The organism is Pseudobdellovibrionaceae bacterium, from assembly GCA_015163855.1.
Classification (GTDB): domain Bacteria; phylum Bdellovibrionota; class Bdellovibrionia; order Bdellovibrionales; family UBA1609; genus JAAOIH01.
In genome coordinates this window covers 1-24022 of record JAAOIK010000011.1, presented here as the reverse complement: position 1 = coordinate 24022, position 24022 = coordinate 1, and the positions used below count along the sequence as shown (strand labels likewise).

The window sequence follows — 24022 nt, the reverse complement described above, 5'->3', positions numbered from 1 at the left end:
TTTAAATCATTTTTTTTTGCTGTTTTCTTTTTTTAATAAAATGGCTTCTACCATTTTAGCATCTTCTAAAGTGTCCACCCCAATTAATTTTTGTTCTATTTGCTCTACATAAATAGGAACTCCCCAATACAGCAATCGCAATTGTTCTAACCGCTCTCCTTTTTCTAAAGCTACAGGAGGCTTAGAACAAAATAGCTGTAAGGCCTTGCGAGTATAGGCATATAAACCTATGTGCTGCAAAGAAGAATCTTGTTTTGTTCTTGTTGTGCGAGAATAAGGTATAGGGTAACGGCTAAAATAAATAGCTTGGCCTTGATGATTGCAAACTACCTTAACACTATTAGGATTGTCTTCTTCTCCTAAAGGCAAAGCGGTTGCTAAAGTACTTACTGCCAAACTATTTTTTGTAATTGCCAAAGATAAAGATTTAACCGCCTTGTCAATATGGACAGGCTCTAACAAGGCTTCATCACCTTGAATATTTACAATAATATCGGCCGAAGTATTTTTAACCGCAGCCCATACTCTATCGCTGCCCGAGGCTAAATTAGAATCGGTCATAACCACATCTACGGAAAAAGATTGCAAGCTGTTTTTAATTTCTACGCTATCGGTGGCCACTACTACAGAGTTTAAAGAATTTGCCTTTAAAGCATTTTCTACCACCCAGTGAAGAAGTGGCTTTCCCGCAATTATATGTAATAATTTCGATGGAAACCTAGCCGAAGCTAAGCGAGCAGGAATTACTCCAACAACTTTCATACCTGCCTTATTACACCAACAAAAGGGCTTTGTAAAACCCTCGGCTTTCTAGCCGTTTTTAGCGATTTTTTTTAAATTTTTTAACATCAATTTCATAAGTTTTTACTCTGTCGTGCAAAGTGCTTTTAGGGATACCTAGCTCGTCTGCTGTTTTTCTTTGATTTCCAAAATTAGCAGACAATCTTTCGTAAATCGCCTTTTTCTCTAACACCTTAAGAGTGGTTGGCTCTAAACTGTCGTAAGTTTTTGAAAAAAAATTGTCTTTATCTAAGCTTAAATCTTCGCTAGAAATAATATCTGGCAAATGCCCTTCGGTAACTTCGCTTTTTCCAAACAAAGCCGCAGCCCTTGCTACAGTATTTTTTAACTCTCTAATTTGACCTGGCCATTTTTGTTTTTTTAATGCTTGTATGGCCATAAAAGAAAATCTTACTTTAAATTTTTTGGCAAAAAAATACAATAAAGATTCAAAATCCTCTTCTCTTTCGGTAAGACTAGGTACTGTAACTTTTAAAACATTTAATCGGTAAAATAAATCTTCTCTAAAGTTACCTTTTGCCACTTCTTGAGCTAAGTTTTTATGTGTTGCTGCAATAATTCTAACATTTGTTTTAATGGGCTTGTCTGCCCCAACAGGTTTAATTTCTTGGTTCTCTAAAGCTCTTAAAAGTTTTGGCTGTAATGACAAAGGTAAGTCACCAATTTCATCTAAAAATAAGGTACTTCCCGAGGCCATAACAAAAGCGCCTTTTCTATCTTGCTGAGCGCCCGTAAAACTCCCCTTTAAATGACCAAACAACTCACTTTCAATTAAACTTTCGTTTAAAGCACTACAATTAACATTAATCATTGGAAAGTTACCTTGCTTAGAATTTTTATGTAAGTTTTGTGCAATAATTTCTTTACCACTACCAGAAGGCCCATAAATTAAAACAGCAAAGTCACTGTTAGCAATTTTAGGAATACTTAATAAAACTTTATTCCAGTTTTCATTTTTACTTTCCATAAAGGAGTCAGAAATTACTTTATTTTTTTGCATCAAAAAAGTAAATTCTATTTTGCCAATATGAATTTTATCAAAATGTTCTAAAGCAGCTTCGCCCACTTTAACTCCATTAACATAAATGCCATTATGACTTTGTAAATCTTTTATAAAATACCCAGTTTCTCTTTTTTCTAATCTGGCGTGACGAGAAGATAAAAAAGGATCATCAAACACTACCTGGTTTACCGTGTCTCTTCCAATAGTAAGAAATTCACCCACTTCTACAACTTGCTCTTTGTGTCCCTCTTGTTTTACTAGTAAGCTGGCTACGCCTCCTATATGAGGTAAGTTTTGGTTTTGTGTTAAAGTTTTAGTGTACATGCTTTTATCCTTTGGCTAAAAATCTTTTTTATATCGCCGGTTTATATTTACACTATTTATTTTTCAAATAAATAGATATAGCCTTTCTAACCTTAACTAGATAAAAAAGAAATTCTTCTAACTAAAATCATACAATACTATTGCTTTAAAATAGTGTCGTTTTCGTTTTGTTTATTAAAACCCCCACCTCATAACCAATATCCGAAATACTTAAAAAAATATGTCCGAATACCGAACTTGTTAAATAACTAACCTGCTAAAATATGAATGTAATCGCTTAAAATATCTTCTTCTAATGCTTTTTTTTGGTTAATCACTTCGTCTAAAATAAGCTCAGATATTTTTCCCTCTTTTAAAACCACTGCCCATTGTTCTATATTCTTAGTGGTGTACATTTTTTCTAATAACTCCACCGCTCTAATACCAAATCGAGAACCCAAAGAACGATCTAAACAGGTAGGTGCCCCTCCCCTTTGCATATGTCCTAAAATAAAAACTTTAACATCTAAACTAGGGGCAAGAGCTCTTAACTGTTTAGCCACTTGGTGAGAGTATCCTTCTTTTTTAGGAGACTCTGCCACTACTAAAATATGCCCCTTCTTTCCTCGGGCTTTTCTTTTTTGAATATTGGCTACCACTTTTGGTAGTTTGCTTTTTAAGTTATCTTTTGGTAAAAAAACATCTTCTGCCCCTCCCGACAAGGCAGTATGTAAAGCTAAAAAGCCGCAATTATTTCCCATAACTTCTACTAAAAAAACTCTTCCATGGCTGTCGGCTGTGTTTCGAATATCATCTATGGCCGTTAGCACCACATTACTAGCGGTATCTACTCCCAAAGACAAATCGGTTCCGTAAATGTTGTTATCGATGGTAGCAGGAATACCCACCACATTTATATTAAACTCTTTGTGTAAAGCAGAAAGGCCTTTAAAAGACCCATCTCCTCCTATGCAAACTAAAGAGGAAATGTTTTGCTCTTTTAAATTATTATAAGCTTTTTCTCTAACCGTTTTATTTAAAAAATCAGGATAACGAGAACTTTGTAAAACCGTTCCGCCCCTTTGAATAATCTGTGCAACATCACTTAAACCTAAAGGTTTAAATTGTTTTTCTACCATGCCCTTATAAGCCTGTTCAATGCCAATCACTTTCCAACCGTAATGCAAAGCCATTCGCACAACCGCTCTTAAGCTAGCGTTCATTCCTGGAGCATCTCCTCCACTAGTATATACTCCTAAAACTTTATTTTTCATGTTTTACTACATTGTCTATAAATTTTCTTTTAAATACTGTAAAGTGATTTCTATATCTATAACTTTGTCATAAATATCTGTGGCAAATAGTAAGAAAAATGCAGTCACCCAAATACTTCCACCTACCATAAATTCTTGAGCTCTTTTCGTAGAGCGAATCCCTCCCTCAACATGTCTTTTTAAAGAGGTAACATTTACTCTAGTTACAGAGCTTGCGGCTGTCATTCTTACTATAATCTCTGTGTACCTTCTTCTTATGTCTCTGTCAGTTGTAGCATTTCTTAAAGCGGTAATTTCTGCTATTTTTTTAGCAGTATTTGGAGAGCTCACCGCATTAATAGCATTTATTAATGTATCTGCCCAAGTGAGTAACTCGGACAAGGTCGTTTTTTTATCCAAAATCAATTGAGCTAAAGCAAAAGGGTTACTAGAATTAGCTAAAGACTTAATTAGTGTCATCTGCTTTTTTCCAAATTTTTTATTTACCAGTTTATGAGCTCCAATAAAATTTTCTGCACTAGCTTCAGTAGCTTTTACTCTAGCTTCTGGTGAAGAAGCTACAAAGCCTGCTTCGTCTAATGACATCAACTCTATTTGCCCACAAGCAACAGTCCCTAAACATAAACTAGCCATTAATAATTTCAAAAATAAGGTTTTCATAATTTTCCCCTTTCTATTACTGTAAAATTACTCGGCCAGAGTCTAGCTAGACTAAAGATAACTAAAAGGAAAAGGCTATAAAAATTGTACTGCTTATAAAAAATGACTAGAAAATAGACATTTTTATTATACTCTTGCTTAACAATGAAACTAAAAAAGTGACTGTAGTTTTTTTATCATCTCTTTTTTAACAGAGCTTTGCTTTTTATAAGAGGTGATGCGCAGGCTTTTAACCCACTCTGACTCTACAAATTCATTAATTTTTTGCTTTAAAAGCTCTGAAGAAAAGGACAAATCTTGAGCCAGGGCCGGTGTATCGGCCCAAATACTTAAACACCCATCGCGGTGAAACACTGGTTCTGTGTGTTTTGCCAACTCTTCGCCCACAATATTAGACCACGACCCCCAAACTCTCCAACGAATAAAACCCTGAGAAAAAAAACTTTTGCCCTTAAAAGTGGACTCTAAAACATGGGCAGATGTTTCTAAGCGGGATACTCTAGAAGGTCTAAATGGCTTTTTAAATGCTAAAGAGGTATTAGGTGTTGCTGTAGTTGGTTTTTTATTAGACATACATATAGGTGTGACATACAAAGTAAGTAAATCAATAATTATTGCTATGCAAAAACCATAAAACAAGGTGAATGGGCATGAAAACAGTATCCATAGTGGGAGCAGGCCTTGCTGGCAGTGAGTGTGCCTTTCAATTAGCCCAAAAAGGCTACAAGGTTACCTTATATGAGATGAGAGACCAACAGATGACCCCCGCTCATCAAACTAAATACTTTGCAGAGCTTGTCTGCTCTAACTCCTTTGGTAGCCAAACCACCTATTCGGCCCCTGGTCAATTAAAGTGGGAAGCCGAAAAACTAAACTCTTTACTCTTAAAAATTGCAAAAAAACATCAAGTTCCCGCAGGAATGGCCTTGGCCGTGGATCGACAAAAATTTGCTAACGAAATTACCAACCAACTAAACAAACATCCCAATATAACTATTGTGCAAAAAACCATCTCTTCTTTGCAAGAGCTAAAAAGGCCCGCCGTTATTGCCTCTGGCCCACTAACCAATAAGCATTTAGCAACCGCTTTAAGCCAGCACTTTAACACCGACTCTCTTTATTTTTTTGATGCTATTGCCCCCATCGTCGATGCAGAGTCTATCAATTGGGATAAAGTTTGGCTGGCAAACCGCTTTGATGACATAGAAAAAGATTATATTAATTGCCCCCTAAATAAAGAGGAATATTTTAACCTTATTGAAGAAATTAAAAAAGCAGACACCTTAGCTTTTAAAAATTTTGAAAAAGAAGATTTAAAATTAATAGAAAACACACCTTACTTTGACGCTTGCATGCCTATTGAAGTTATTATTAGTAGAGGTGACCTTAGTTTGCGCTTTGGCCCCCTTTCTCCTAAAGGCTTAACAAACCCTCATAGCAAAGAAAAACCTTTTGCTGTAGTACAACTGCGTACAGAAAACAAAGACAAAACAGCTTACAACATGGTGGGCTTTCAAACAAAAATGAATTACCCCGAACAAAAACGCATTTTTAAAATGATACCTGGCTTAGAGAATGCCGACTTTTTAAAACTGGGAAGTATTCATCGTAACTTGTATATTAACAGCCCTAAAAAATTAAATACCAATTTAAGCAGTAAGGCAGACACACAATTATTTTTTGCAGGACAAATTACAGGAGTAGAAGGCTATTTTGAATCCACTTGCATGGGTTTGCTAGCTGCCCTGTCCATTGACCAAGGAAACTCTTTTACCACACCTCCTCCACAATCTGCCTTTGGTGCATTACTAAATGCAATTACCGAAGATAAAGATCATTTTCAACCTACAAACATTAATTTTTCTTTATTTAAACCTCTTACGGAAAAAGATATTGCTCGTTTACAAGGCAATTTACTTAGTACAGAACAAAAACTAAAGGGACGAAAAAATAAACAAGCCCGAAGAGACTTACAAATTAAAAATGCACAATACTATTTTAATCAATGGGCAAAAAATTTATAACAACCTTTTTGTAGTGTAAAAAAATTTTATGAAAATTATTGCGCATATGCAAGAAGTGCATTGTATAAAAATGTCTCTTAAAAAAAATGGCTATTCTATTTATTCTACAGTAACCGATTTTGCTAAATTTCTAGGCTGGTCTACATCGTGGCCTAAGTAATCAGAAAAATAATAGGCTAACAGCTGCATAGGGATGCTAGCTAAAATAGGGTTTAAAGACCAGCAAGCATCGGCTTTAATAGTGGGTAATAAAAAATGCTCGCAAGACAGGCGAATTAACTCTGTATCTTTTGCAGAACCAATGCCAAAAACAGCGGCTCCCCTAGCACACACTTCTTCTAAATTACTTAAAGATTTTTCGTAAAATTCATCTTGTGGAATAAGGGCAATAACCAGCATGTCTTTATCTATCAACGCCAAAGGGCCATGTTTCATTTCGCCAAAGGAGTACGCTTCTGCGTGTAAATAAACCAGCTCTTTTAATTTTAATGCTCCTTCTAAACTAATGGGAAAGCTAAAACCTCTTCCCATAAACAAAAAGCCTTTATGTTTATTAAAAAACTGCACCTTGTCTTTGATAGCCGTTGCCGCATCTAATGTTTGGCTAAGCAATCGAGGTAAAGATAACATAGAACGAACAAAAGATTCCTCTTCTTTAGCATTTAAAATATTTTTTAATTTTGCAATTTGCCCTGAAAAAATATTTAAAATAATTAATGAGTTTACAAAAGCCTTTGTACTAGCTACTGCCACCTCTACACCTGCATTCATATAATAAGAAAAATCACTTTCTCGATCAATGCTAGAAGATTTTGTGTTACATAAACTAATAACCGAAACTCCGTTTTTCTTTAGCAACCTTAATACCGACAAAGTATCTGCAGTTTCTCCACTTTGAGAAATAAGCAAAACCAAATCGCTGGTATCCACTGGGGTGTGGCGATATCTAAATTCACTAGCTGTGTCTACCTCTACAGAAATTTTTGCCAATTTTTCTATATAATACTTAGCTTCCATGGCTGCGTAAAAACTAGTTCCACAAGCAATGATAAAAATTTTTTTAGTGGCTTTTATTTTTTCTTGCAATTTATCACAAGGCAAAAGTAATTGTAATTTATCTTGATCTATATATTGAGAAATGGCCTGAACACTTACCTGTGGTTGTTCAAAAATTTCTTTTAACATAAAATGTTTATAAGACTGCTTGCTTAAAGAGTGTGGGTTTTTAGAAACAGGAAGCCAATTTAAACTTTTATTATCTATTTTTTGGCTAAGCTTTTTATCGGTGTCGCGAAATACAGAAAATTGACCCGATTTAACTTCTATAATTTCTCCATCCTCTAGTGGGAAAAATTGAGTAGCATAGTTTTGAAAAGCTAAGCTGTCGCTAGAAAAAAAATACGATTTATCCGATTGAGCAAATAATAAAGGTGGGCCACTTTTTAAGGCCACTAAAGTTTCTGGCTCTTTAGTAGAAGAAATTAATAATGCAAACGAACCTTGTAAAAGTAATTTTACTTTTTGCACGGCAATTAATAAAGATTTTTCTTTTTCGTAATAAGTATTTAGTAAATGTGCAATCACCTCTGTGTCTGTGTCTGATTGAAATACAGCACCCTCTTTTAGTAAATCGGCTTTCAGTTGGCGATAGTTTTCAATTATTCCATTATGCACAATACTAATAGAGCCCACGACTTGAGGGTGTGCATTTTTTTCTTCTACCCCTCCATGAGTGGCCCAGCGAGTATGTGCAATACCATAACTGCCCAATATTTCTTGTGTTGCTACTTTTTTTTGTAATTGATTTAACTTTCCAACGGCCCTTACCACCTGACTACCTTTGTGATTAAAAACAGCAATGCCCGAGCTATCATAACCTCGATACTCTAAAGCTTTTAAACCTTCTAGTAAAACTTGTTTAGAGTTTTCTACCCCAAGGCAGCCAACAATTCCACACATATTAACCTTTACTTTTTTTTAAAATTTTCTTTATTAATTTGTTTTGCCCTAGCTACTGCCAAAGCGTTTTTGGGTACATCTTTATTAATTACAGACCCTGCTGCCGTACACGAATTGTCCTCTAAATTAACTGGTGCAATTAATTGCGTATTGCTACCCACAAATACATTGCTTCCAATAGTCGTTTTTTCTTTAGTTTTCTTTAAAGTATAATTGCAAGTTACAACCCCGCAACCAATATTAGTATTAGCACCTATGCTAACATCACCTAAATAACTTAAGTGCGAAGCCTTTACCCCTTCTCCCAACACGGCTTTTTTAGTTTCTACAAAGTTTCCCACCTTTGCCCCTTTTCCAATGTGACTTTCTGGGCGCAAGTGAGCATAAGGGCCAATAATCGCTTTTTCTTTTACTAAAGATCTTTCAATATAAGACCCCATTTTTATTTGCACACTGTTTTCAATACCCGAAGAATGAATAAAAGCATTGGGCTCTAATACACAAAAGCAGCCAATGGCCGTTTTCCCTTTTAAGTGCACCCCTGGATAAATAACAGTTCCTGCCCCAACCTCCACTAATTCTTCTATAAAAGTAGTGGCGGGATTTAAGATAACCACTCCCTTATCCATCAAAGCTTTGTTTTTATTTTCAAAGGCTCTGCCAGTAGCTATGGCTAAGTCTTTTTGGCTGTTTACTCCAAAAGCTAAGTCTTCAGAGGATTTTAAAAAAGCCACTTTATGATTAGCTTCTACAACTAAACTTAAAATTTCTGTAAAGTACCATTCTTTAGAGCCTGCGTGGAGGCTTAGTTTTGGTAAAAATTTTTCTAATATAGCTAATTGGGTAATATACATTCCTGTATTTACTTCTTTAATTTTTAAAGTTTCTGCACTAGCATCTTTGGCTTCTACAATGGCTTTAGGTTTATTTTCAAAATAAATCATGCGCCCTCTGTCGCCAGGCTGGTCTACTATGGAAGTAATAACAGAAAATTCGGATTCTTCTTGAATGTGTTTTTTCATTAAAGCACTTAACTCTTGTGCTTTAATAAACGGATGGTCTCCATTTAAAATAATCACTGTCTTTTGAGCAGTGCTTAAGTTAGCAGACTTTACCGCATCGGCTGTTCCTTTTTGTTCTTTTTGTATACAAACCTTAGCTCTAAAATTATTTACTAATGGCTCTACTAATTTTTGGCCATAGCCAAGCACTACGCGAATATCGGTTACCCCTAAAGATTTTACTTGGTTTAAAGTTCTATATAAAATAGGAAGCCCCGCTACAGGATGCAATACTTTCGGCAGGTTAGACTTCATTCGCGTCCCCTTGCCTGCAGCTAAAATAATAACGGTCACTTTGCTATAATCCACTTTTGACATATGCCGTTACTCATAACAAAAAATTGTCTTATAGGCAAACAAGCAGTTCTTTGCTAACCTACTAGCATGACAGCCGATATTAACAATGATTATACCCTCACCCCTTTGTTTTTATTAGAAAAAAACCTTTTTTTGCTTGGCTTTACAGAAAGCAACCTTAAACAATTAGAGGTTTCTTTTCATAAGGTATTTTGCGACTATTTTGCATTAGATAATTTTTCTATTTCTTTAGATGGGCATAATTTGGCAAATACCAAGTCTACCTATTACATTAATCTTAGCCTGCAAAATTCTAAGCAAAAAATACGATTAAAATTTTTAAAACGCAATGGCTTTAGCGAAGAAAATATTTTTCATTTAAAAAAAATAAAAAAATCAATTAATGTTGTTATTGCCAAAGTTTTTAGTAAGTCGCAAAAAAAAGAATTATTTAACCAATGGAAGTTAATTTTTGATAGTATATCTACCCCTTTATGTTTAACCGATAAAACGGCTAAAATTTATACCGCTAATCAAAAATACTTAGAGCATAGCAAACAAACTCAAGATTTACTTATTGGAGCAGATGCTTTCGAAATGTTTTTTAAAGCGCACTTTGCACATTATAAAATAATTAACAAAAGTGCGAAAAACAATTTTAATGTTTTTGAAATACAGGGAGTTAAAAATAAAACAAACACTAATTTTGAAAAAAACACCACTTATTACTATGAGGTTTTAAATCAAAACTTTAAAATTAATACTCATTCGCAAGAAGATATTTCGCTATATTTTTTTCGTGATATTAGTCAGCAAAAAAAAATAGAAAAAGAACTTTTAACACAATCTCAAAAAGTAGAGTTAGGGCTAATTAGTAGCAGCATTGCTCACGAACTTAATAACCCCGTGGGTAGTATGTTAATTTATATCGATTTAGTTTTACAGCAAATCGAAGAAGTTTCGCCTTTAAAAGAAGATTTATTAGAAATACGAAAAGCCATTTTAAAATGTTCAGAAATTATAAAACATTTACTGTCTTTTGCGAAAAAATAGATTTAACGCTAACGAGACCAAAGTCTTATATAAAAAAATCTTAAACGCCAAAGCAAAGATTACTAATTTGTAAAAACTAGACAATGGGTTTTTTTCAGTCCAGTCTCTTACTTTTTTTTAGAGAAAATACTATAAATCCGTTACTATAAAAATACTTTTCCTCTATACAAAATAGAAAATTAAACAAAGGGCCTATGAAGAAACAGTATCACATTTTATTAGTAGATGATGACCCTAGTTTAATTGTTGCCCTACAAAGAGCTTTAGAAAACCCTCAATATAAAATTGTCGCCACTAGCACCTATAAAGAGGCTAAAGAAAATTATACAAAAACGCATTTTGACTTAGCCCTTGTGGATCTTTTTTTACCCGACAATGATGGCTTTCAAATTTTATCTGACCTTCAAAACACAAACACTTTAAGCATTATGCTTTCTGGGCATGCCGATATTGATGCAGCCATAGAGTCCACCAAAAGAGGAGCTTTTCATTTTATTAAAAAACCTTTTCATTTAAAAGAGCTACTTAGCCTTGTTGATAAAGCAATTAATCAAATTGATTTAAAAACAGAAAATACCAAATTAACAGCCAGTTTAAAAAATAATAGTATTCCTATTATTGGTAATAGCCCTCAAATTTTGCAAATATTAGAGCTGGCTAAAAAGCTTTCTGAAGTAAATACCACCACTTTAATTACTGGAAAAAACGGGACGGGAAAAGAACTTATTGCTCGTTATATTCATAACCCCGAAAACCTTAAAGCTAAAAATTTTTATGCTATTAACTGCGCATCACTTCCTCCAGACCTTTTAGAAAGCAACTTATTTGGTCACGCTAAAGGCAGCTTTACAGGAGCGGACCGTGACAGAAAAGGGCTTTTTGAGTTAGCCACAGGGGGCACGCTATTGTTAGATGAAATAGGAGACATGCCTTTAAACTTACAAGTAAAGTTACTAAGAGTATTACAAGAAAAAGAATTTTCACCACTAGGATCTAATAAAAAAATAAAAACCAATTTACGAATTTTAACAGCCACGCATATAAATTTAAAGACAGCAATTAAACAAAAGAAATTTAGAGAAGATTTATATTATAGACTAAATGTTGTTCCTATACATATTTCTAGTTTAAAAAAACGAACCTCAGATATCCCCCTTTTAGTTCACTATTTTTTAACTAAGTTTGCAAAACAGTACGATAAGCCTAAAACAGAAATTCACATTTCTGTTATCAAACAGCTAATGACTCATCATTGGCCAGGAAACATTAGGGAGCTAGAAAATTTAATAGAAAGGCTAGTGGTTTTACAAAACACTTCTGTGATTTTACTAAAACACCTTCCCTCAGAATATTTAAACAAAAACGAATACTGTAGTATAAAAATTAATATGCCCAAAGAAGGTCTTGATTTAAAAAATCATATTTTACATTACGAAACGCAATGGATAATCCAAGCTTTAAAAATGACAGAAGGAAATAAAAACCAAGCTGCAAAATTGTTACAGATGAACAGAACTACCCTAATTGAAAAAATAAAAAAAATGCAGATTAATACCTCAATTTCGAAACCGCCCTTAATATCGCCCTCAAAATCATTGTAATCTCGCTGGTATTTTTTGTATAAAACAAATTGTATTTTTTATAGTCTTTTTTAAAATTTTATTATTATTTATCGATATATGGTAAAATCACCTTGTGATGAAGCTGTTTACACTAACTATTTTTTTCTGTTTTCTTCAAGCCTGCTCTCAGCAAAGCTTTAATGCTTCGCTAATTAACAGCGAGCAGTTAAATGCATTAAAATCCCTTTTAAACAAACCCGCTCAATGTCGTCCATTAAATGAAGGCAAAGTAAATTGGCCTATTCGAGAACCCTCACAACCCAATAAATCTAATATTGATTGTAAAAAATCCTTTAAGCGTTTAGTGGGACAATCCTTGTATTTTTATAATGACTATGACCCTGACGTTTCTGGCAGTGTTTTATTACAGTCTAATTTTTTTAAATACCCCGAGGCCGTGGATTGCTTGGACGAGCAAGACAATTTTATAACTTGCCCAGGCTTAGACATAGAAAAAGTGGTTTTTAGTAAAAAAACAGAAACCTCTTTAACGGCAATAATTTTGCATCCCGACCAAACAACAAACACCGCCACAGTAAATTTAGTAGACAATGAAAAAATTTGCCAAATCCGTTTTTCTATTCATAGTGCTACGCAAAAATATAAAACAGAAACTTATAATATTTTAGCTCTTTATGATGGGCGCCAAGAACAAAACTCTAACGCTCCCCTGTGCGACGAAGAAGCCCTTGCTTTGTCTCCTGTTTTTCAAGACGACCAAGCAAGAGCCTTGTGTAAAGAACAAGTAGAAAAAGACTACCAAGACGCTTTAAATAGAATTGACCCTAGAGACCGCGATGCTTTGCGGGAGCGCGCTAACCAGCTTAAAAAAAAATGCGACCAATCTACCCCTAACCAACTAAGAGTAAACTTTTTTTTAACCCCCGAGCTTTCTTAATTATTTTAAACCCCAAGCTTTCTTAAAAAATAGTTATTGTAAAAAGGTATTAAAATTATCTGACAAGGCTTTAATTAAATTCTCTTTTGTAACCAGCTTAGATTCTATTTCTTCTAAAGAGGTTATTGTGTCTGACAAATAGCCACAAGCCTTAATTCCTGTAAAGGCCTGCTTATCTTTTGTGTAGTTAATAGCAATGCCGTGATAACTTACCCATTTTTTAATAGCAATACCAATGGAGGCCACTTTTAACTCCCCCTTCCATAAACCCGTTTTTTCTAAACCTTCTGTGTTTTTTTTTAAGGCTAGCTTTCCACAAAAACCAACATAGCCTAAGCTTTCTAAAGAGCTAACTAAAATTTTTTCTAGCAACCTTAAGTACGCATGAATATCTTTTTCTTTTAAATGCGGTCTTTTTTTATTTAAATTAATTAAAGGGTAAATTATAATTTGCGAAGGGCCGTGATAAGTGGCCCGCCCCCCTCGAGAGCTTTGCACCACTTGCCCCTTCCAAGACACAAGATCTTCTTTTTTCGTTCCCCTTCCTAAACTTACTAAAGGAGGATGGGAGCAAAAAATAATGGTTTCGGGGCGAGTTCCTAAAAGAATTTCTTCAACATATTGTAATTGTCGATTAACCGCAGTGTCGTAATTAACTAACCCCCAATCCTCAAAATGCAAAAGAGCCTGTGAACCTTCTTTATTAAAATTAACCGGATTCAAAAGACTTATTTTCTTAAAGGGGTTTGAATAATGTGAATAGCGTGCCCAAGACTAGCTTCTGCAGCTTCCATGATGGGTTCTGATAAAGTGGGGTGAGGGTGTATAGTTTGTGTAAAGTCTTCTACTCTAGCTCCCATTTCTATGGCAATACTGGCTTCGGAAATTAACTGACTAGCTTCGGGGCCAACAATATGCACACCCAAAATAATATGCGTGCTTTTTTCTGATACCATTTTAACCAAACCTTCTGTTTCCATTAAAGAAACCGCCCTGCCATTAGCTGCAAAAGGAAAACTTCCCACGGTAATTTCGTAACCTTTCTGTATAGCTTCTGCTTCGCTCATGCCTACCGAGGCAATTTCTGGCGAAACAAACATAACTGAAGGTATCACTTTTGGATTATAAATGCTGTTTTTTCCTGCTAAAACTTCGGCCACTACCACTCCTTCATAAGACGCTTTGTGAGCTAACAAAGGGGGTTGAGAAATGTCACCAATGGCAAAAATATTAGTGATGTTTGTTCTGCACTGAGAGTCCACCGCTAATCCGCCATGGTCGGCTATTAATAAACCTATTTTTTTTAAATTCATTTCATTCACTCTAGGTTTTCTTCCCACAGTTAATAAAATCTTTTCTGCTTTAATTTTTTTTGTTTTTCCCTCTTGAGAAAAAGAAACTTCTAAGTCTTTTCCTTGTTTTTTAAAAGATTTTGCAAAAGCACTTAAATGTAAATCTATTCCTGATTTTTTTAAACTTCTTTGTAAAACTTTTACGCAGTCTTTATCGGCTACAGATTTTAAAAGTACATCGCCTGCTTCTAAAACAGAAACCTTGGTTCCTAATTTTTGCAAATACGAACCAATTTCTAAACCAATATACCCACCTCCAACAACAACTAAAGATTTTGGAATTTTTTCTAAATCCAAAGCTCCGCTGGAAGATAAAACATTTTTTTCATCAATGGAAAAACCTGGTATTTCTATGGGAGTTGAGCCTGTAGCTACTACAAAGTTTTTTGCAGTAATAGTTACTGTTTCTTTTTTAGAAATTTTCACATTTAATTTTTTAGAGTCTGTAAAACTAGCTTCTCCTTTAATAAGAGTCACTTTGTTTCCCGAAAGTAATTGATTAACCCCTTTAGACATTCTGTCGCATACCGAATCTTTCCAAGATTTTAATTTTTTAAAATTTAAATCTATTTTTGGAATATTAAAACCCATTTGCGGAGCATCGTGTTTAGCGCGATGTAAAAAATGCGCGGCTGTAATCATGGCCTTTGAGGGAATGCAACCCACATTTAAACAAACTCCTCCCACAGCAGATTTTTCTACTATAACAACCTTCAGCCCCAATTGTGCTGCACGAATAGCACACACATATCCGCCAGGGCCTGAACCAATAATACATACATCCCATTTTTCTTTCACTGTTTTATCTCCTTTACTATTCTTACTTAAAAAATGTTTTTAAGTAAACAGCCTTTACTCTAATAATAAACTGCTTGGCGAGGCTATTTTATCTAAGAAAAATTTTAAAAATTGTGCCGCTTTTGCTCCGTCAATTAAACGATGGTCACAAGTAATTGTGTAGTTCATGACTTTTTCTCTAACCCAAGAAGCATTTTCCCACTTGGGCTGATCGGTCATTTTATACATTCCTAAGATAGCCACTTCGGGGTGGTTAATAATGGGTGTAGCATAAGTGCCCCCCACCGAACCAATATTAGTGATCGTCATAGTAGCCCCTGTCATTTCGCTTCTAGATAATTTTCCTTCGCGAGCTTTAACAGCTAAAGTAGTAATTTCTTGGCTTAACTGCACAATATTTTTTTTATCGGCATGTTTAATAACTGGAACTAGTAACCCATTAGGTGTGTCGGCCGCAAAAGCAATATGAAAATGTTTTTTGTAAACAATTTCTTCTTTTTGATCATCAATAGAAGCGTTAAATTCAGGAAAAGCTTTTAAAGAAGCCACTAAAGCTTTTATTACAAAGGGCAGGTAAGTAATTTTTGTAGCGTGCTTTTTTAATCCCCAATCTTTTAACTCGGTTCTTAAAGACACTAAAGAATCTACTCCCACCTGATCCATTAAAGTAAAGTGAGGAACTGTGTGTTTGGTTTTTTGCATTTGCTCTGCAATTTTACGACGAATGCCTCGCAAAGGAACTCGCTCTTCTGCTTCTACCGCTTGAGACAAGTCTACACTTTTAAAAGTCGCCGCTCCTTTGCCCGCGCTAAAAAAGTTTATTACATCTTCTCGAGTAATTCTTCCTGCCAAACCACTTCCCACAACTTTATTTAAATCTACATTATTATCACGGGCTAATTTTCGAGTAGAGGGCGCTGCTAACACATGCCCTGCAACAGGAGGAGGAAAAATACCTTTTCTTTCTTCTTGGGCGATAACCGAAGATGGGCTTTCGTTAACCATCACAGCATCTTTGCTTTTTTCTTCTATACCTTTAACAGAGTTAACCACTTTTGGTTGATGATCCACTACAGCAGAAGCAGTAGCTGTTCCTTTTTTTGATGTAGATGTTTTAGTAGTGGCTTTTGCAGAGCCATTTAATTCTATCATCAAAGAACCCACATGCAAAACATCCCCTTCTTTAGCATTTAAAGAAGTTACCACTCCTGCCACTGCTGTGGGAACTTCCATAGTGGCTTTGTCGGTCATTACTTCGGCAATAGTTTGATCCTCCACAATAGAGTCTCCTACCTTTACCAACCACTGAACCAATTCTCCCTCTTCAACACCTTCTCCTAAGTCGGGTAGTAATACTTTTTCTTTGCTCATTTTATCCCCTTAAACCAAACAGTTTAAATCTTTTTTTTGTTTCTTTAATAAACTTTTCATAAAAAATTCACCCGCGCGATACGAGCTTCTTACTAACGGGCCACTGGCTGCATATAAAAATCCCATATCTTCGGCAACACTCTTCCAGTGATTAAATTTTTCTACACTAACATACTCTTGAACAGATAATTTATGTTTTGCTGGCTGTAAATACTGCCCTAAAGTTACAAACTGACAGCCAACCGCTTTTAAATCTTTTAAAGTTTGCAACACTTCTTCATCGGTTTCTCCTAATCCTAACATAATGGAAGATTTAGTAAACTGACCTTTATTAAATTTTGCTGCAAACTTTAAGGCCTGCAAAGATTGTTTATAATTTGCTCTAGGGTCACGCACAGCGGACTGCAAGCGTTCCACTGTTTCTACATTATGGGCATAAACATCTGGCCTTGCTTGTAATACTGTTTTTAAACTATTTTCAAAACCCGCAAAGTCAGAAGTTAATACTTCTACTAATGTTTTAGGGTTTAAGGCTTTGGTTTCTGTAATGCAGTTTGCAAAATGTTGAGCACCACCGTCATTTAAATCATCACGATCTACACTAGTAACTACTACATAATTTAACCCCATGCTTTGAATAGCATAAGCTAATTTTTGGGGCTCTTGCTGATCTAAAACTCCCTTAGGGTTACCTGTTTTAACAGAACAAAAACGACAACCGCGAGTACAAGTGTCTCCCATAACCATAAAGGTCGCCGTGCCCTCTTGCCAGCACTCCCCGATATTAGGGCAACGAGCCTCTTGGCAAACTGTAGCTAAACTTAAAGATCCTGCTAACTTTTTAATATTAGAAAATCGCTCTCCCGAAGGGATGGGAACTTTAAGCCAATTGGGTTTTTTAAGAGTTTTTTTAATCATATTTGCTACCCTAAAGGACTTTCTGCCAAGTTGTCAAAACAAACTGTATAGACCAGTTTGTAGGTTTACTATATACCTTTATTTATGAAATTTTTTAGCCCACTAATCCCCGCACAATGCTTAAAAAGATACAAACGCTTTTTTATGGATTGCACTTTGTTAGACTCTCAAAAAACTCCCGTTACCGCCCATATAGCTAATACAGGAAGTTTAAAGGAAGTGTTTACACAAAAGGAAGCTTGCCCTCAAAAGGCCTTACTTTCTTACTCTAAAGATCCAAAAAGAAAATTAAAATATAGCCTACAAATGATAAAGGCAAAAGCCACTTGGGTGGGGGTAAACACTCACCTAGCTAACTCCCTACTATGGGAGCAATGGGAAAACTACCAAAAACAAAAGCCAATCAAGATGGATTTTTTTTACCCTTATCAATGGGGGCAAAGAGAAGTAAAGGTCAGCGAAGGCACAAGAATAGATTTTGTTTTTCACAAAAATAAAGAGCGCTTACTAAAACTAACCAAAAATTTATCTAAAAAAATACTTTTAGAAAAAATACCTTGGCAACAACAATGGTTACACGAAGAAAAGTTTCATTTTATTGAAGTTAAAAATGTAAGCATGGCAAAAAATAGTATTGCCAGTTTTCCTGATGCAAAAACCACCCGGGGACTAAAACATATTAAAGAATTATTAGAATTACAAAAACAAGGGCACACTGTAGAAATGGTATTTGTGGTTCAGCGCAGTGATTGCCATTCTTTTCAGCCGGCTAAAGACATTGACCCTCAGTACAGCCAAGCCTTAAAAGCTGCTTACGACCAATGTTTAAAAGTAAGCGCTTTTCCCTGCCTATTAAACCCAAATGAAATTTGCCTAAACACCACAAAGCCTTTAAAAATAATTTGGTAGTGGTTTAAAAGTGGCTATAAAAATAAAAGCCTCAGATGCTGACGCCCTTTGGGGCAAACGCATCTGAGGCTTTTATTTTTATAGCCAATAACTTTTAATCAGCGACTATTTGCTTTTTAAATGTTTTTCAATAATAGAAATAAACGCAGGGGCTGGGTAAGCTCCTGCTAAAGATACTCCATTAATTACAAAAGCAGGAGTTCCTCCAAAACCAAACTTACGAGCTTCTGCCATGTCTGCTTTAATTCGGCTTTTCACTTTATTAGAATTAATATCTTTTAACACTTTAGCCACATTGGCACCCACTTGCTTGGTCACTTTTATTAAATAAGATTTTCCCTTTCTAATACTAGATTGATTGGCAAACAAAGTGTCATGAAACTTCTCCGCCTTTGCTGCACTTTGCATTCCAATAGCTTCAAAAAACCGAGCCGCCATTCGCGCGTGAGGATGTAATTCGTCTAAAGGCAAATGCTTGTATAGTATGCGCAATTTTTTTCCATATTTTTTTTCTAAAATTTTCATAGTTCTATAACCTTTAGAGCAGTAAGGGCATTGAAAATCAGAATATTCAACAATAGTAATCGGCGCCGAAGGGTTTCCAAAATAAACTCTATCCTTGCCTAATACTGGTTTTTTAGGATTAGCAAATTCTTTTGCTTTTTGATTGGCTTTCTTGCCCTCTGCTTCTTTTCGAGCCACAGCTCTTGCAGAACGAACCGCCTTGTTTACCGAATCCATAAATTGCTTAGGGTTGTTTTCAATAACTTTAAACACGATTTCTGGGTTATTTTTTAAAGTGTTTTCTACTATTCCACTACAAGCTCCTAAAAATAAAGCTATTGCTAAAATTCCATATTTCATAATCTCTCCTGTATTTATTCTCACTTTACGGCCTATTAATATACCTTGAAAGTAGACCCTTTTTTAAAAAAAGAGTCAAAAGTTTTCTACTTACTCAATTTATTCAATGCTTTTCAAAATTCACAGCAATTAATGCGTTGCAATATTTACTGTGGCTTAAGAACTCTTTTGCCTATATAAAGTTAAAAAAGAACTTTTAATTTAGTGTGTATGTATGAATAGAACAGAACTCGGAATACAAAGAAAATTTTTCCATCTTTTTGGAACATTAGTAATTTTAGCAGGGTATGAGTACCTTCGCTACCCTGTATTTGCGCAGTATTTATTTACCGCTACCATTCTTTTTATCAGTGTAGACTTTTGTAAGCGTTACTCTAAAAAATTACAAAAAATTGGCATCGTTTTTTTTAAACCTGTTATTAGAGATTATGAACAAACACAACTTTCGGGTATTAGCTACACTCTCTTTGGAATACTTATCTCTACTAGCTTGTTCAACCACCAAATAAACACACTGGCCATATTATTTTTAGCTTTTGTAGACCCCATCGCTAGTTTTTTTGGTATTTTATATGGAAAAAACCATAAAATATCTGCCAACGCTAGCCTGCACGGGTGCATTGCCAGTTTTTTATCTGCTTTTTTTTTATCGCTTCTTTATTTTTCCGTAAATGCTTTAATGCTAGATCGCTTATTAATAGTTAGTATTCTTTCGGCTTTAGTAGCTACTCTTTCTGAAAGCTTAAACTTTAAAATAGATGATAATTTTGTAATTCCTGTGTTAAGCTCTGTAGGTTTATGGGGAATATTTTCCTTGTTTAATATTTAATGGGTAAAAATAAAAATGAATTCTAAAACTTTATATATACTTCCAAACGCCTTAACCACTTTAAATTTATTTGCCGGTTTTTTATCGGTAATTTATTCTATACAAAATCATTTTGTTGTTGCTGCTTATGCTATTATTGTAGCCGCTTTTTTTGACTTATTGGATGGTCGAATAGCACGGCTTACCAAGTCCACATCGGCCTTTGGAGCAGAGTACGACTCTTTATGCGACTTAGTTAGCTTTGGCATTGCCCCTAGTTTACTTTTGTATCAACTTTCCTTACATCAAATAGGAAGATTTGGCTGGTTAAGCTGTTTTTTTTTAGTGGCTTGTGGAGCTATTCGCCTAGCTCGTTTTAATGTAAAAGAAGAGCCCGAAGGCTCTAAACACTTTCGAGGATTGCCCATTCCTCTTGCTGCAGGAATTGTGGCCAGTGCAGTGCTAGCCTACCACAAACTCACTATGGACTTTGCTCTACAGTTAAATACTGCTATTCCTAGTTTAATATTATGTTTTCTGTTGGGAGTGGTAATGATTAGCAATATCAAGTATCGCAATTTTAAAGATGTAGATTTTAAAAAAAAATGGCCTGCACGCTATTTAGCCTTTTTTATTCTTTTAATTATTGCTATTAGTTATTCTCCGGAAATTATGCTTTTTTGCTTTTTTTTACTGTACACCATTTTAGGAATTGTTTTTGGGGCCCTGCACACGGGGAAAAAAATATTACAAAATAAAACAAAGCCAACCACAACCGAATGTCATTAAAAAAATCACAACCTTTGTATCGTGTAGGCTTAGTTGGAGCCACTGGTTTAGTGGGAAATAGTTTTTTAAATGTATTGAAAGATGAAAAATTTTCCATATCAGAACTAAAATTATTTGCATCAAAAAAAAATGCAGGAAAGAAAATACTTTGGAATAAAAAATACTACCCTATTTACCAATTATCAAAAAAAAATTTAGAAAACTTAGATTTTGTATTTTTTTCTGCAGGATCTAAAATAAGTAAGGCATGGGCTCCTGTTGCTAAAAAAAATGGTGCATGGGTTATTGATAATTCTTCGGCATTTCGCAAAAAAAACAGTGTTCCCTTAATTGTTCCCGAGGTAAATTTTCATCAACTAAACCTTAATAAAAAAAACATTATTGCTAACCCTAACTGCTCTACAATACAATTAGTTGCCGCCATTCATCACTTAAAAAAACAAGTGGGAATAAAATCTTTACAAGTGGCCACCTACCAATCCATTAGTGGTGCTGGAAAAAAATATTTGTTGCAATTAATTACTGAATCCTACGCCATTACAAAAAACCTTTTGCAACACAAAGCCCATTTAAAATTAAGTGATATTTGCTTTCCAAAAAAAACCGCTTTAGCATTTAACCTGTTACCCAGTATCGGAAAAGTAAACGCACAAAACTTTTCTGAGGAAGAGGAAAAAATCATTAACGAAAGTCGAAGAATACTACAAAGCCCCCGCTTAAACATTAGCGCCTTTGCCATTCGAGTACCCACGCTAAATACTCACGGCGAAGCTGTGTGGATAGAACTAAATAAAAAAATAACCAAAGCACAGCTGTTAAAAATGCTCAGCAAAGACAAAAACATAAGCATAGTGAAAAAAAACATTCCTCTAACCCATCTTGCCCATCAAAAACCAAACATTTTTATTAGCCGCATTAGAAGAAACCCCAACAACCCCCACTCGTGGCTACTTTGGATCACCAGCGACAACACCCTTAAAGGCGCTGCTTTAAATGCAGTACAAATAGCAAAAAAAATCAGTGAAGTTAGAAGGGCAAAGTAGCCCTATTGCGACTCAGCCCTCACCCTACCAAAAAAACCCCTCACCCCCCAGAAAGGGATGCCTGAGCAATAGGGCTACTTTTCCCTTCTAACTTCGCTGACTTTTTTTGACAAAATTACCCCTCTATGCACATAATAAACTATGAAACTCTTATGGTTTTTTTGTTTGTTATTTCCGCAAATAGCTCAGGCACAATTATTTGTAACGAAAAATACTACCGGAGCCTCTAGCCTTCTGATTGATAAAAATAAAAATGTTACTATTTTTGGTGGCACCGCCTTTAATCATAGCGATAGCGGGTCGGAGTGTGTTACTCAAAATGACGACGACAGCGACGGTGGCAATAGCTTTGGAGAATTACTAAACACCTGTAACAGTTGCACAGCATCCTTGCAGTCTTGCAATGCTAATCGTATTTCTGACAATTTACTATTGGGTATTGCTTTTTATGTCAATAGCGCTCCCGCACCAGGGCCTATACTGGTAACTACAGAACATGGAGTCGAAATTGAACAAAGCGCTTTTCGTGAAAATACAAATGCCTTTGTAGAACCCAATCAACTGACAAAGGTTTACATAGATTGGACCGAACTATGTGCTATTAGCGGAACTGGGTTTTGTAACGAATCGCCAGGAATTATTTTAATAAAAGTAGGAATTGATTCTAATGAAGATGGAAAAATAAATAATCAAGAAGGTGGTTTTGTTACTATTAAAATTCAAAACCCCAACAAAGATCAAGAGGCCAACCTTAGCAGCATAGATTGTTCTAAGGCGGGAGTTTGTGATTTTAAAGTATTTTCAGGAAATGAAAAAGTCTTTATCGGTCACATTAAATCGAGTAGCCAATTTCCTAATTGGAAAGGCAGTGTTTTTAATACATTAAAAGTGTTTTACTCTTCTGAAGGCTTTCAAAAAGTTACCCCCTTATCTAATAATGTAGAGGTTTCTATTAGCACTACGGTAGAAGAAGAGTCTATTATCGGCCCACTTAAAAATAATATTCAATACTATTTTAGAGTAGCCGTAATGGACGAGGCAAAAAATATTGCATTTATTACCTCTGATGAACAAATTCAAAAGGCCTGTGGAGGAACTGGTCAATTAACTGCTAGCCAGTGTGATTCTTGCCCCTACTGCACTAAACCTTCTGGAGTGGTGGGAATATTAAGTAAAGACTTAAACTGTTTTATAACTACCGCCACCTATGGGTCTAACCAAGCCATGTTAGTTAAACTATTTAGAGAGTTTAGAAATGCTGTTTTATTAAAATTTAAATCTGGTATTTGGCTAACTAAGCAATATTATAAGTGGGGGTCTCAAGGGAGTTTAGTTTTACAAAAATACCCTGTATTAAAAATATTTACTGGCTTACTTCTTACGCCTTTAGCTGTTTTAGCTTGGATTAGTTTACACCTTTCTTATTTCTTATTTTTTATTGGTATTTTTTTATTACTAATTATTGCAACCCGTTTTTTTAAACGCCGACAAACAAGCTCGATACTATCTTTATTACTATTTACTTGTTTTTTTACCCAAGGCTTGCAAAAAGTTAAAGCACAAACAGCCACTTACGAAAAAAAAAATAATTATTTAAAACTTAGCTCGCAGTACCCCTCTGCTAAATATGAATTTTACTCTTTTCAAATAGGCCCCTTCACACCTTTAAAATTAAGAGGAGACAAAGCTTCTTATTCTGACGTTTACGGGTCTTCTAAACATTTTATGCTGTTGCTTAGTTATGAAAAAAATATTTCTTCCTCTTTTGGTTTACTGTCCTTTGACATAGGCAGTGGTTTTATGGCAACCACCGCCCCTGGCCTTAAAGAAAATACCCGCTCAGAAAGGTCGCACGAAAAATTACTATTTCTTTTAATTCCTAACCACGCTTCTTTAATTTATCGATTTCAATACAGTTCTAACCCAGTTATCAGCCCCTATATTAAGGGAGGTATCACTGCCTTTGGAATAGTAGAAAGCCCACAAAGTAGTGGCGCAAAAATAAAATTAGCCTTAGCCCCTGCCAGCCATATTGCTGCTGGCCTAGGCATTAATATGATGAACTGGAGTAGCTCTAAAAAAGAATTAAAAAATGACTATAACATGCATAGCTTTTTTATTTTTGCCGAATATAAAGTGTATAAAAGTTTATCTAAAAAGTTTGATCTTTCTAATAACATGATTAGTGCTGGATTAACTCTGGGTTTTTAAAACG

General features: G+C 35.0%; 21 protein-coding genes. 9 read left to right on the top strand and 12 right to left on the bottom strand.

The annotated features are described in order from the left end of the window. Nucleotides 1–6: 6 nt before the first annotated feature. The 5 genes from kdsB to HAW63_01760 form a co-directional block, all read right to left on the bottom strand. Nucleotides 7–762: a 3-deoxy-manno-octulosonate cytidylyltransferase gene (kdsB, locus tag HAW63_01780; GenBank protein ID MBE8162700.1), complete on the bottom strand. Its 756-nt coding sequence runs from the start codon at nucleotides 760–762 to the stop codon at nucleotides 7–9. 58 nt (nucleotides 763–820) lie between these two features. Beyond that, nucleotides 821–2128 carry a sigma 54-interacting transcriptional regulator gene (locus tag HAW63_01775; GenBank protein MBE8162699.1) on the bottom strand — a complete coding sequence of 436 codons (1308 nt, stop codon included), beginning with the start codon at nucleotides 2126–2128 and terminating at the stop codon, nucleotides 821–823. 248 nt (nucleotides 2129–2376) lie between these two features. Continuing rightward, a complete protein-coding gene (locus HAW63_01770) occupies nucleotides 2377–3381 on the bottom strand; it encodes a 6-phosphofructokinase (GenBank protein MBE8162698.1) in 1005 nt (334 codons plus the stop codon). 15 nt (nucleotides 3382–3396) lie between these two features. Then, nucleotides 3397–4041, bottom strand: a complete 645-nt coding sequence (locus HAW63_01765; protein ID MBE8162697.1) for a hypothetical protein — start codon at nucleotides 4039–4041, stop codon at nucleotides 3397–3399. 150 nt (nucleotides 4042–4191) lie between these two features. Further along, nucleotides 4192–4614, bottom strand: a complete 423-nt coding sequence (locus HAW63_01760; GenBank protein MBE8162696.1) for a DUF721 domain-containing protein — start codon at nucleotides 4612–4614, stop codon at nucleotides 4192–4194. Nucleotides 4615–4691: 77 nt separating this feature from the next. On the opposite strand from HAW63_01760, the gene HAW63_01755 reads away from it, so the two are divergent. Next, nucleotides 4692–6065 (top strand): methylenetetrahydrofolate--tRNA-(uracil(54)-C(5))-methyltransferase (FADH(2)-oxidizing) TrmFO, encoded by a 1374-nt coding sequence (locus tag HAW63_01755; protein MBE8162695.1) that lies wholly within the window; start codon nucleotides 4692–4694, stop codon nucleotides 6063–6065. 99 nt (nucleotides 6066–6164) lie between these two features. On the opposite strand, the gene glmS is transcribed toward HAW63_01755, so the two are convergent. Together glmS and glmU are read right to left on the bottom strand one after the other, a co-directional pair. Next, nucleotides 6165–8024: a glutamine--fructose-6-phosphate transaminase (isomerizing) gene (gene glmS, locus HAW63_01750; GenBank protein ID MBE8162694.1), complete on the bottom strand. Its 1860-nt coding sequence runs from the start codon at nucleotides 8022–8024 to the stop codon at nucleotides 6165–6167. An 8-nt stretch (nucleotides 8025–8032) separates the two neighbouring features. Continuing rightward, nucleotides 8033–9403, bottom strand: coding sequence for a UDP-N-acetylglucosamine diphosphorylase/glucosamine-1-phosphate N-acetyltransferase (gene glmU, locus HAW63_01745; GenBank protein MBE8162693.1), 1371 nt, complete (start codon nucleotides 9401–9403; stop codon nucleotides 8033–8035). Between the two features lie 66 nt (nucleotides 9404–9469). On the opposite strand from glmU, the gene HAW63_01740 reads away from it, so the two are divergent. The 3 genes from HAW63_01740 to HAW63_01730 all read left to right on the top strand — a co-directional run bounded on the left by HAW63_01740 (nucleotide 9470) and on the right by HAW63_01730 (nucleotide 12955). Next, nucleotides 9470–10435, top strand: a complete 966-nt coding sequence (locus tag HAW63_01740) for a hypothetical protein (protein MBE8162692.1) — start codon at nucleotides 9470–9472, stop codon at nucleotides 10433–10435. Between the two features lie 194 nt (nucleotides 10436–10629). Next, nucleotides 10630–12036 carry a sigma-54-dependent Fis family transcriptional regulator gene (locus HAW63_01735; GenBank protein MBE8162691.1) on the top strand — a complete coding sequence of 469 codons (1407 nt, stop codon included), beginning with the start codon at nucleotides 10630–10632 and terminating at the stop codon, nucleotides 12034–12036. Nucleotides 12037–12133: 97 nt separating this feature from the next. Beyond that, on the top strand, nucleotides 12134–12955 hold the full coding sequence (locus HAW63_01730; GenBank protein MBE8162690.1) for a hypothetical protein: 822 nt from the start codon (nucleotides 12134–12136) through the stop codon (nucleotides 12953–12955). Between the two features lie 33 nt (nucleotides 12956–12988). On the opposite strand, the gene lipB is transcribed toward HAW63_01730, so the two are convergent. Genes lipB through lipA form a run of 4 tightly spaced genes read right to left on the bottom strand, consistent with a single transcriptional unit; the run spans nucleotide 12989 to nucleotide 17394 of the window. Further along, the gene (gene lipB / locus HAW63_01725) at nucleotides 12989–13678 is read right to left on the bottom strand and encodes a lipoyl(octanoyl) transferase LipB (protein ID MBE8162689.1); all 690 of its coding nucleotides are present in this window, start codon (nucleotides 13676–13678) and stop codon (nucleotides 12989–12991) included. Nucleotides 13679–13683: 5 nt separating this feature from the next. Next, nucleotides 13684–15105, bottom strand: a complete 1422-nt coding sequence (gene lpdA / locus HAW63_01720; GenBank protein MBE8162688.1) for a dihydrolipoyl dehydrogenase — start codon at nucleotides 15103–15105, stop codon at nucleotides 13684–13686. A gap of 54 nt (nucleotides 15106–15159) precedes the next feature. After that, complete coding sequence (locus tag HAW63_01715; GenBank protein ID MBE8162687.1) at nucleotides 15160–16476, bottom strand: 2-oxo acid dehydrogenase subunit E2; 1317 nt, start codon at nucleotides 16474–16476, stop codon at nucleotides 15160–15162. Nucleotides 16477–16485: 9 nt separating this feature from the next. Next, complete coding sequence (gene lipA / locus HAW63_01710; protein MBE8162686.1) at nucleotides 16486–17394, bottom strand: lipoyl synthase; 909 nt, start codon at nucleotides 17392–17394, stop codon at nucleotides 16486–16488. 84 nt (nucleotides 17395–17478) lie between these two features. Here lipA and HAW63_01705 point away from each other — a divergent pair, with 84 nt between their 5' ends. Further along, nucleotides 17479–18303: a DNA/RNA nuclease SfsA gene (locus HAW63_01705; protein MBE8162685.1), complete on the top strand. Its 825-nt coding sequence runs from the start codon at nucleotides 17479–17481 to the stop codon at nucleotides 18301–18303. Nucleotides 18304–18408: 105 nt separating this feature from the next. Here HAW63_01705 and HAW63_01700 read toward each other — a convergent pair whose 3' ends face one another. Next, nucleotides 18409–19080 (bottom strand): thioredoxin domain-containing protein, encoded by a 672-nt coding sequence (locus HAW63_01700; protein ID MBE8162684.1) that lies wholly within the window; start codon nucleotides 19078–19080, stop codon nucleotides 18409–18411. A 301-nt stretch (nucleotides 19081–19381) separates the two neighbouring features. On the opposite strand from HAW63_01700, the gene HAW63_01695 reads away from it, so the two are divergent. The 4 genes from HAW63_01695 (at nucleotide 19382) to HAW63_01680 (ending at nucleotide 24018) form a co-directional block, all read left to right on the top strand. Next, nucleotides 19382–19996: a hypothetical protein gene (locus HAW63_01695; GenBank protein ID MBE8162683.1), complete on the top strand. Its 615-nt coding sequence runs from the start codon at nucleotides 19382–19384 to the stop codon at nucleotides 19994–19996. Nucleotides 19997–20011: 15 nt separating this feature from the next. Further along, nucleotides 20012–20764, top strand: coding sequence for a CDP-diacylglycerol--serine O-phosphatidyltransferase (pssA, locus tag HAW63_01690; protein ID MBE8162682.1), 753 nt, complete (start codon nucleotides 20012–20014; stop codon nucleotides 20762–20764). After that, complete coding sequence (locus HAW63_01685) at nucleotides 20755–21807, top strand: aspartate-semialdehyde dehydrogenase (GenBank protein MBE8162681.1); 1053 nt, start codon at nucleotides 20755–20757, stop codon at nucleotides 21805–21807. The genes pssA and HAW63_01685 overlap by 10 nt, the downstream gene beginning before the upstream one ends. A 141-nt stretch (nucleotides 21808–21948) precedes the next feature. Then, entirely contained in the window at nucleotides 21949–24018 is a 2070-nt protein-coding gene (locus tag HAW63_01680) for a hypothetical protein (protein ID MBE8162680.1), read from the top strand. The last annotated feature ends 4 nt before the right edge of the window (nucleotides 24019–24022 follow it).

Coding starts and splice junctions, on each gene's coding strand:
- kdsB (MBE8162700.1), bottom strand. CDS start 762: ATGAAAGTTGTTGGAGTAATTCCTGCTCGCTTAGCTTCGGCTAGGTTT.
- HAW63_01775 (MBE8162699.1), bottom strand. CDS start 2,128: ATGTACACTAAAACTTTAACACAAAACCAAAACTTACCTCATATAGGA.
- HAW63_01770 (MBE8162698.1), bottom strand. CDS start 3,381: ATGAAAAATAAAGTTTTAGGAGTATATACTAGTGGAGGAGATGCTCCA.
- HAW63_01765 (MBE8162697.1), bottom strand. CDS start 4,041: ATGAAAACCTTATTTTTGAAATTATTAATGGCTAGTTTATGTTTAGGG.
- HAW63_01760 (MBE8162696.1), bottom strand. CDS start 4,614: ATGTCTAATAAAAAACCAACTACAGCAACACCTAATACCTCTTTAGCA.
- HAW63_01755 (MBE8162695.1), top strand. CDS start 4,692: ATGAAAACAGTATCCATAGTGGGAGCAGGCCTTGCTGGCAGTGAGTGT.
- glmS (MBE8162694.1), bottom strand. CDS start 8,024: ATGTGTGGAATTGTTGGCTGCCTTGGGGTAGAAAACTCTAAACAAGTT.
- glmU (MBE8162693.1), bottom strand. CDS start 9,403: ATGTCAAAAGTGGATTATAGCAAAGTGACCGTTATTATTTTAGCTGCA.
- HAW63_01740 (MBE8162692.1), top strand. CDS start 9,470: ATGACAGCCGATATTAACAATGATTATACCCTCACCCCTTTGTTTTTA.
- HAW63_01735 (MBE8162691.1), top strand. CDS start 10,630: ATGAAGAAACAGTATCACATTTTATTAGTAGATGATGACCCTAGTTTA.
- HAW63_01730 (MBE8162690.1), top strand. CDS start 12,134: ATGAAGCTGTTTACACTAACTATTTTTTTCTGTTTTCTTCAAGCCTGC.
- HAW63_01715 (MBE8162687.1), bottom strand. CDS start 16,476: ATGAGCAAAGAAAAAGTATTACTACCCGACTTAGGAGAAGGTGTTGAA.
- lipA (MBE8162686.1), bottom strand. CDS start 17,394: ATGATTAAAAAAACTCTTAAAAAACCCAATTGGCTTAAAGTTCCCATC.
- HAW63_01705 (MBE8162685.1), top strand. CDS start 17,479: ATGAAATTTTTTAGCCCACTAATCCCCGCACAATGCTTAAAAAGATAC.
- HAW63_01695 (MBE8162683.1), top strand. CDS start 19,382: ATGAATAGAACAGAACTCGGAATACAAAGAAAATTTTTCCATCTTTTT.
- pssA (MBE8162682.1), top strand. CDS start 20,012: ATGAATTCTAAAACTTTATATATACTTCCAAACGCCTTAACCACTTTA.
- HAW63_01685 (MBE8162681.1), top strand. CDS start 20,755: ATGTCATTAAAAAAATCACAACCTTTGTATCGTGTAGGCTTAGTTGGA.
- HAW63_01680 (MBE8162680.1), top strand. CDS start 21,949: ATGAAACTCTTATGGTTTTTTTGTTTGTTATTTCCGCAAATAGCTCAG.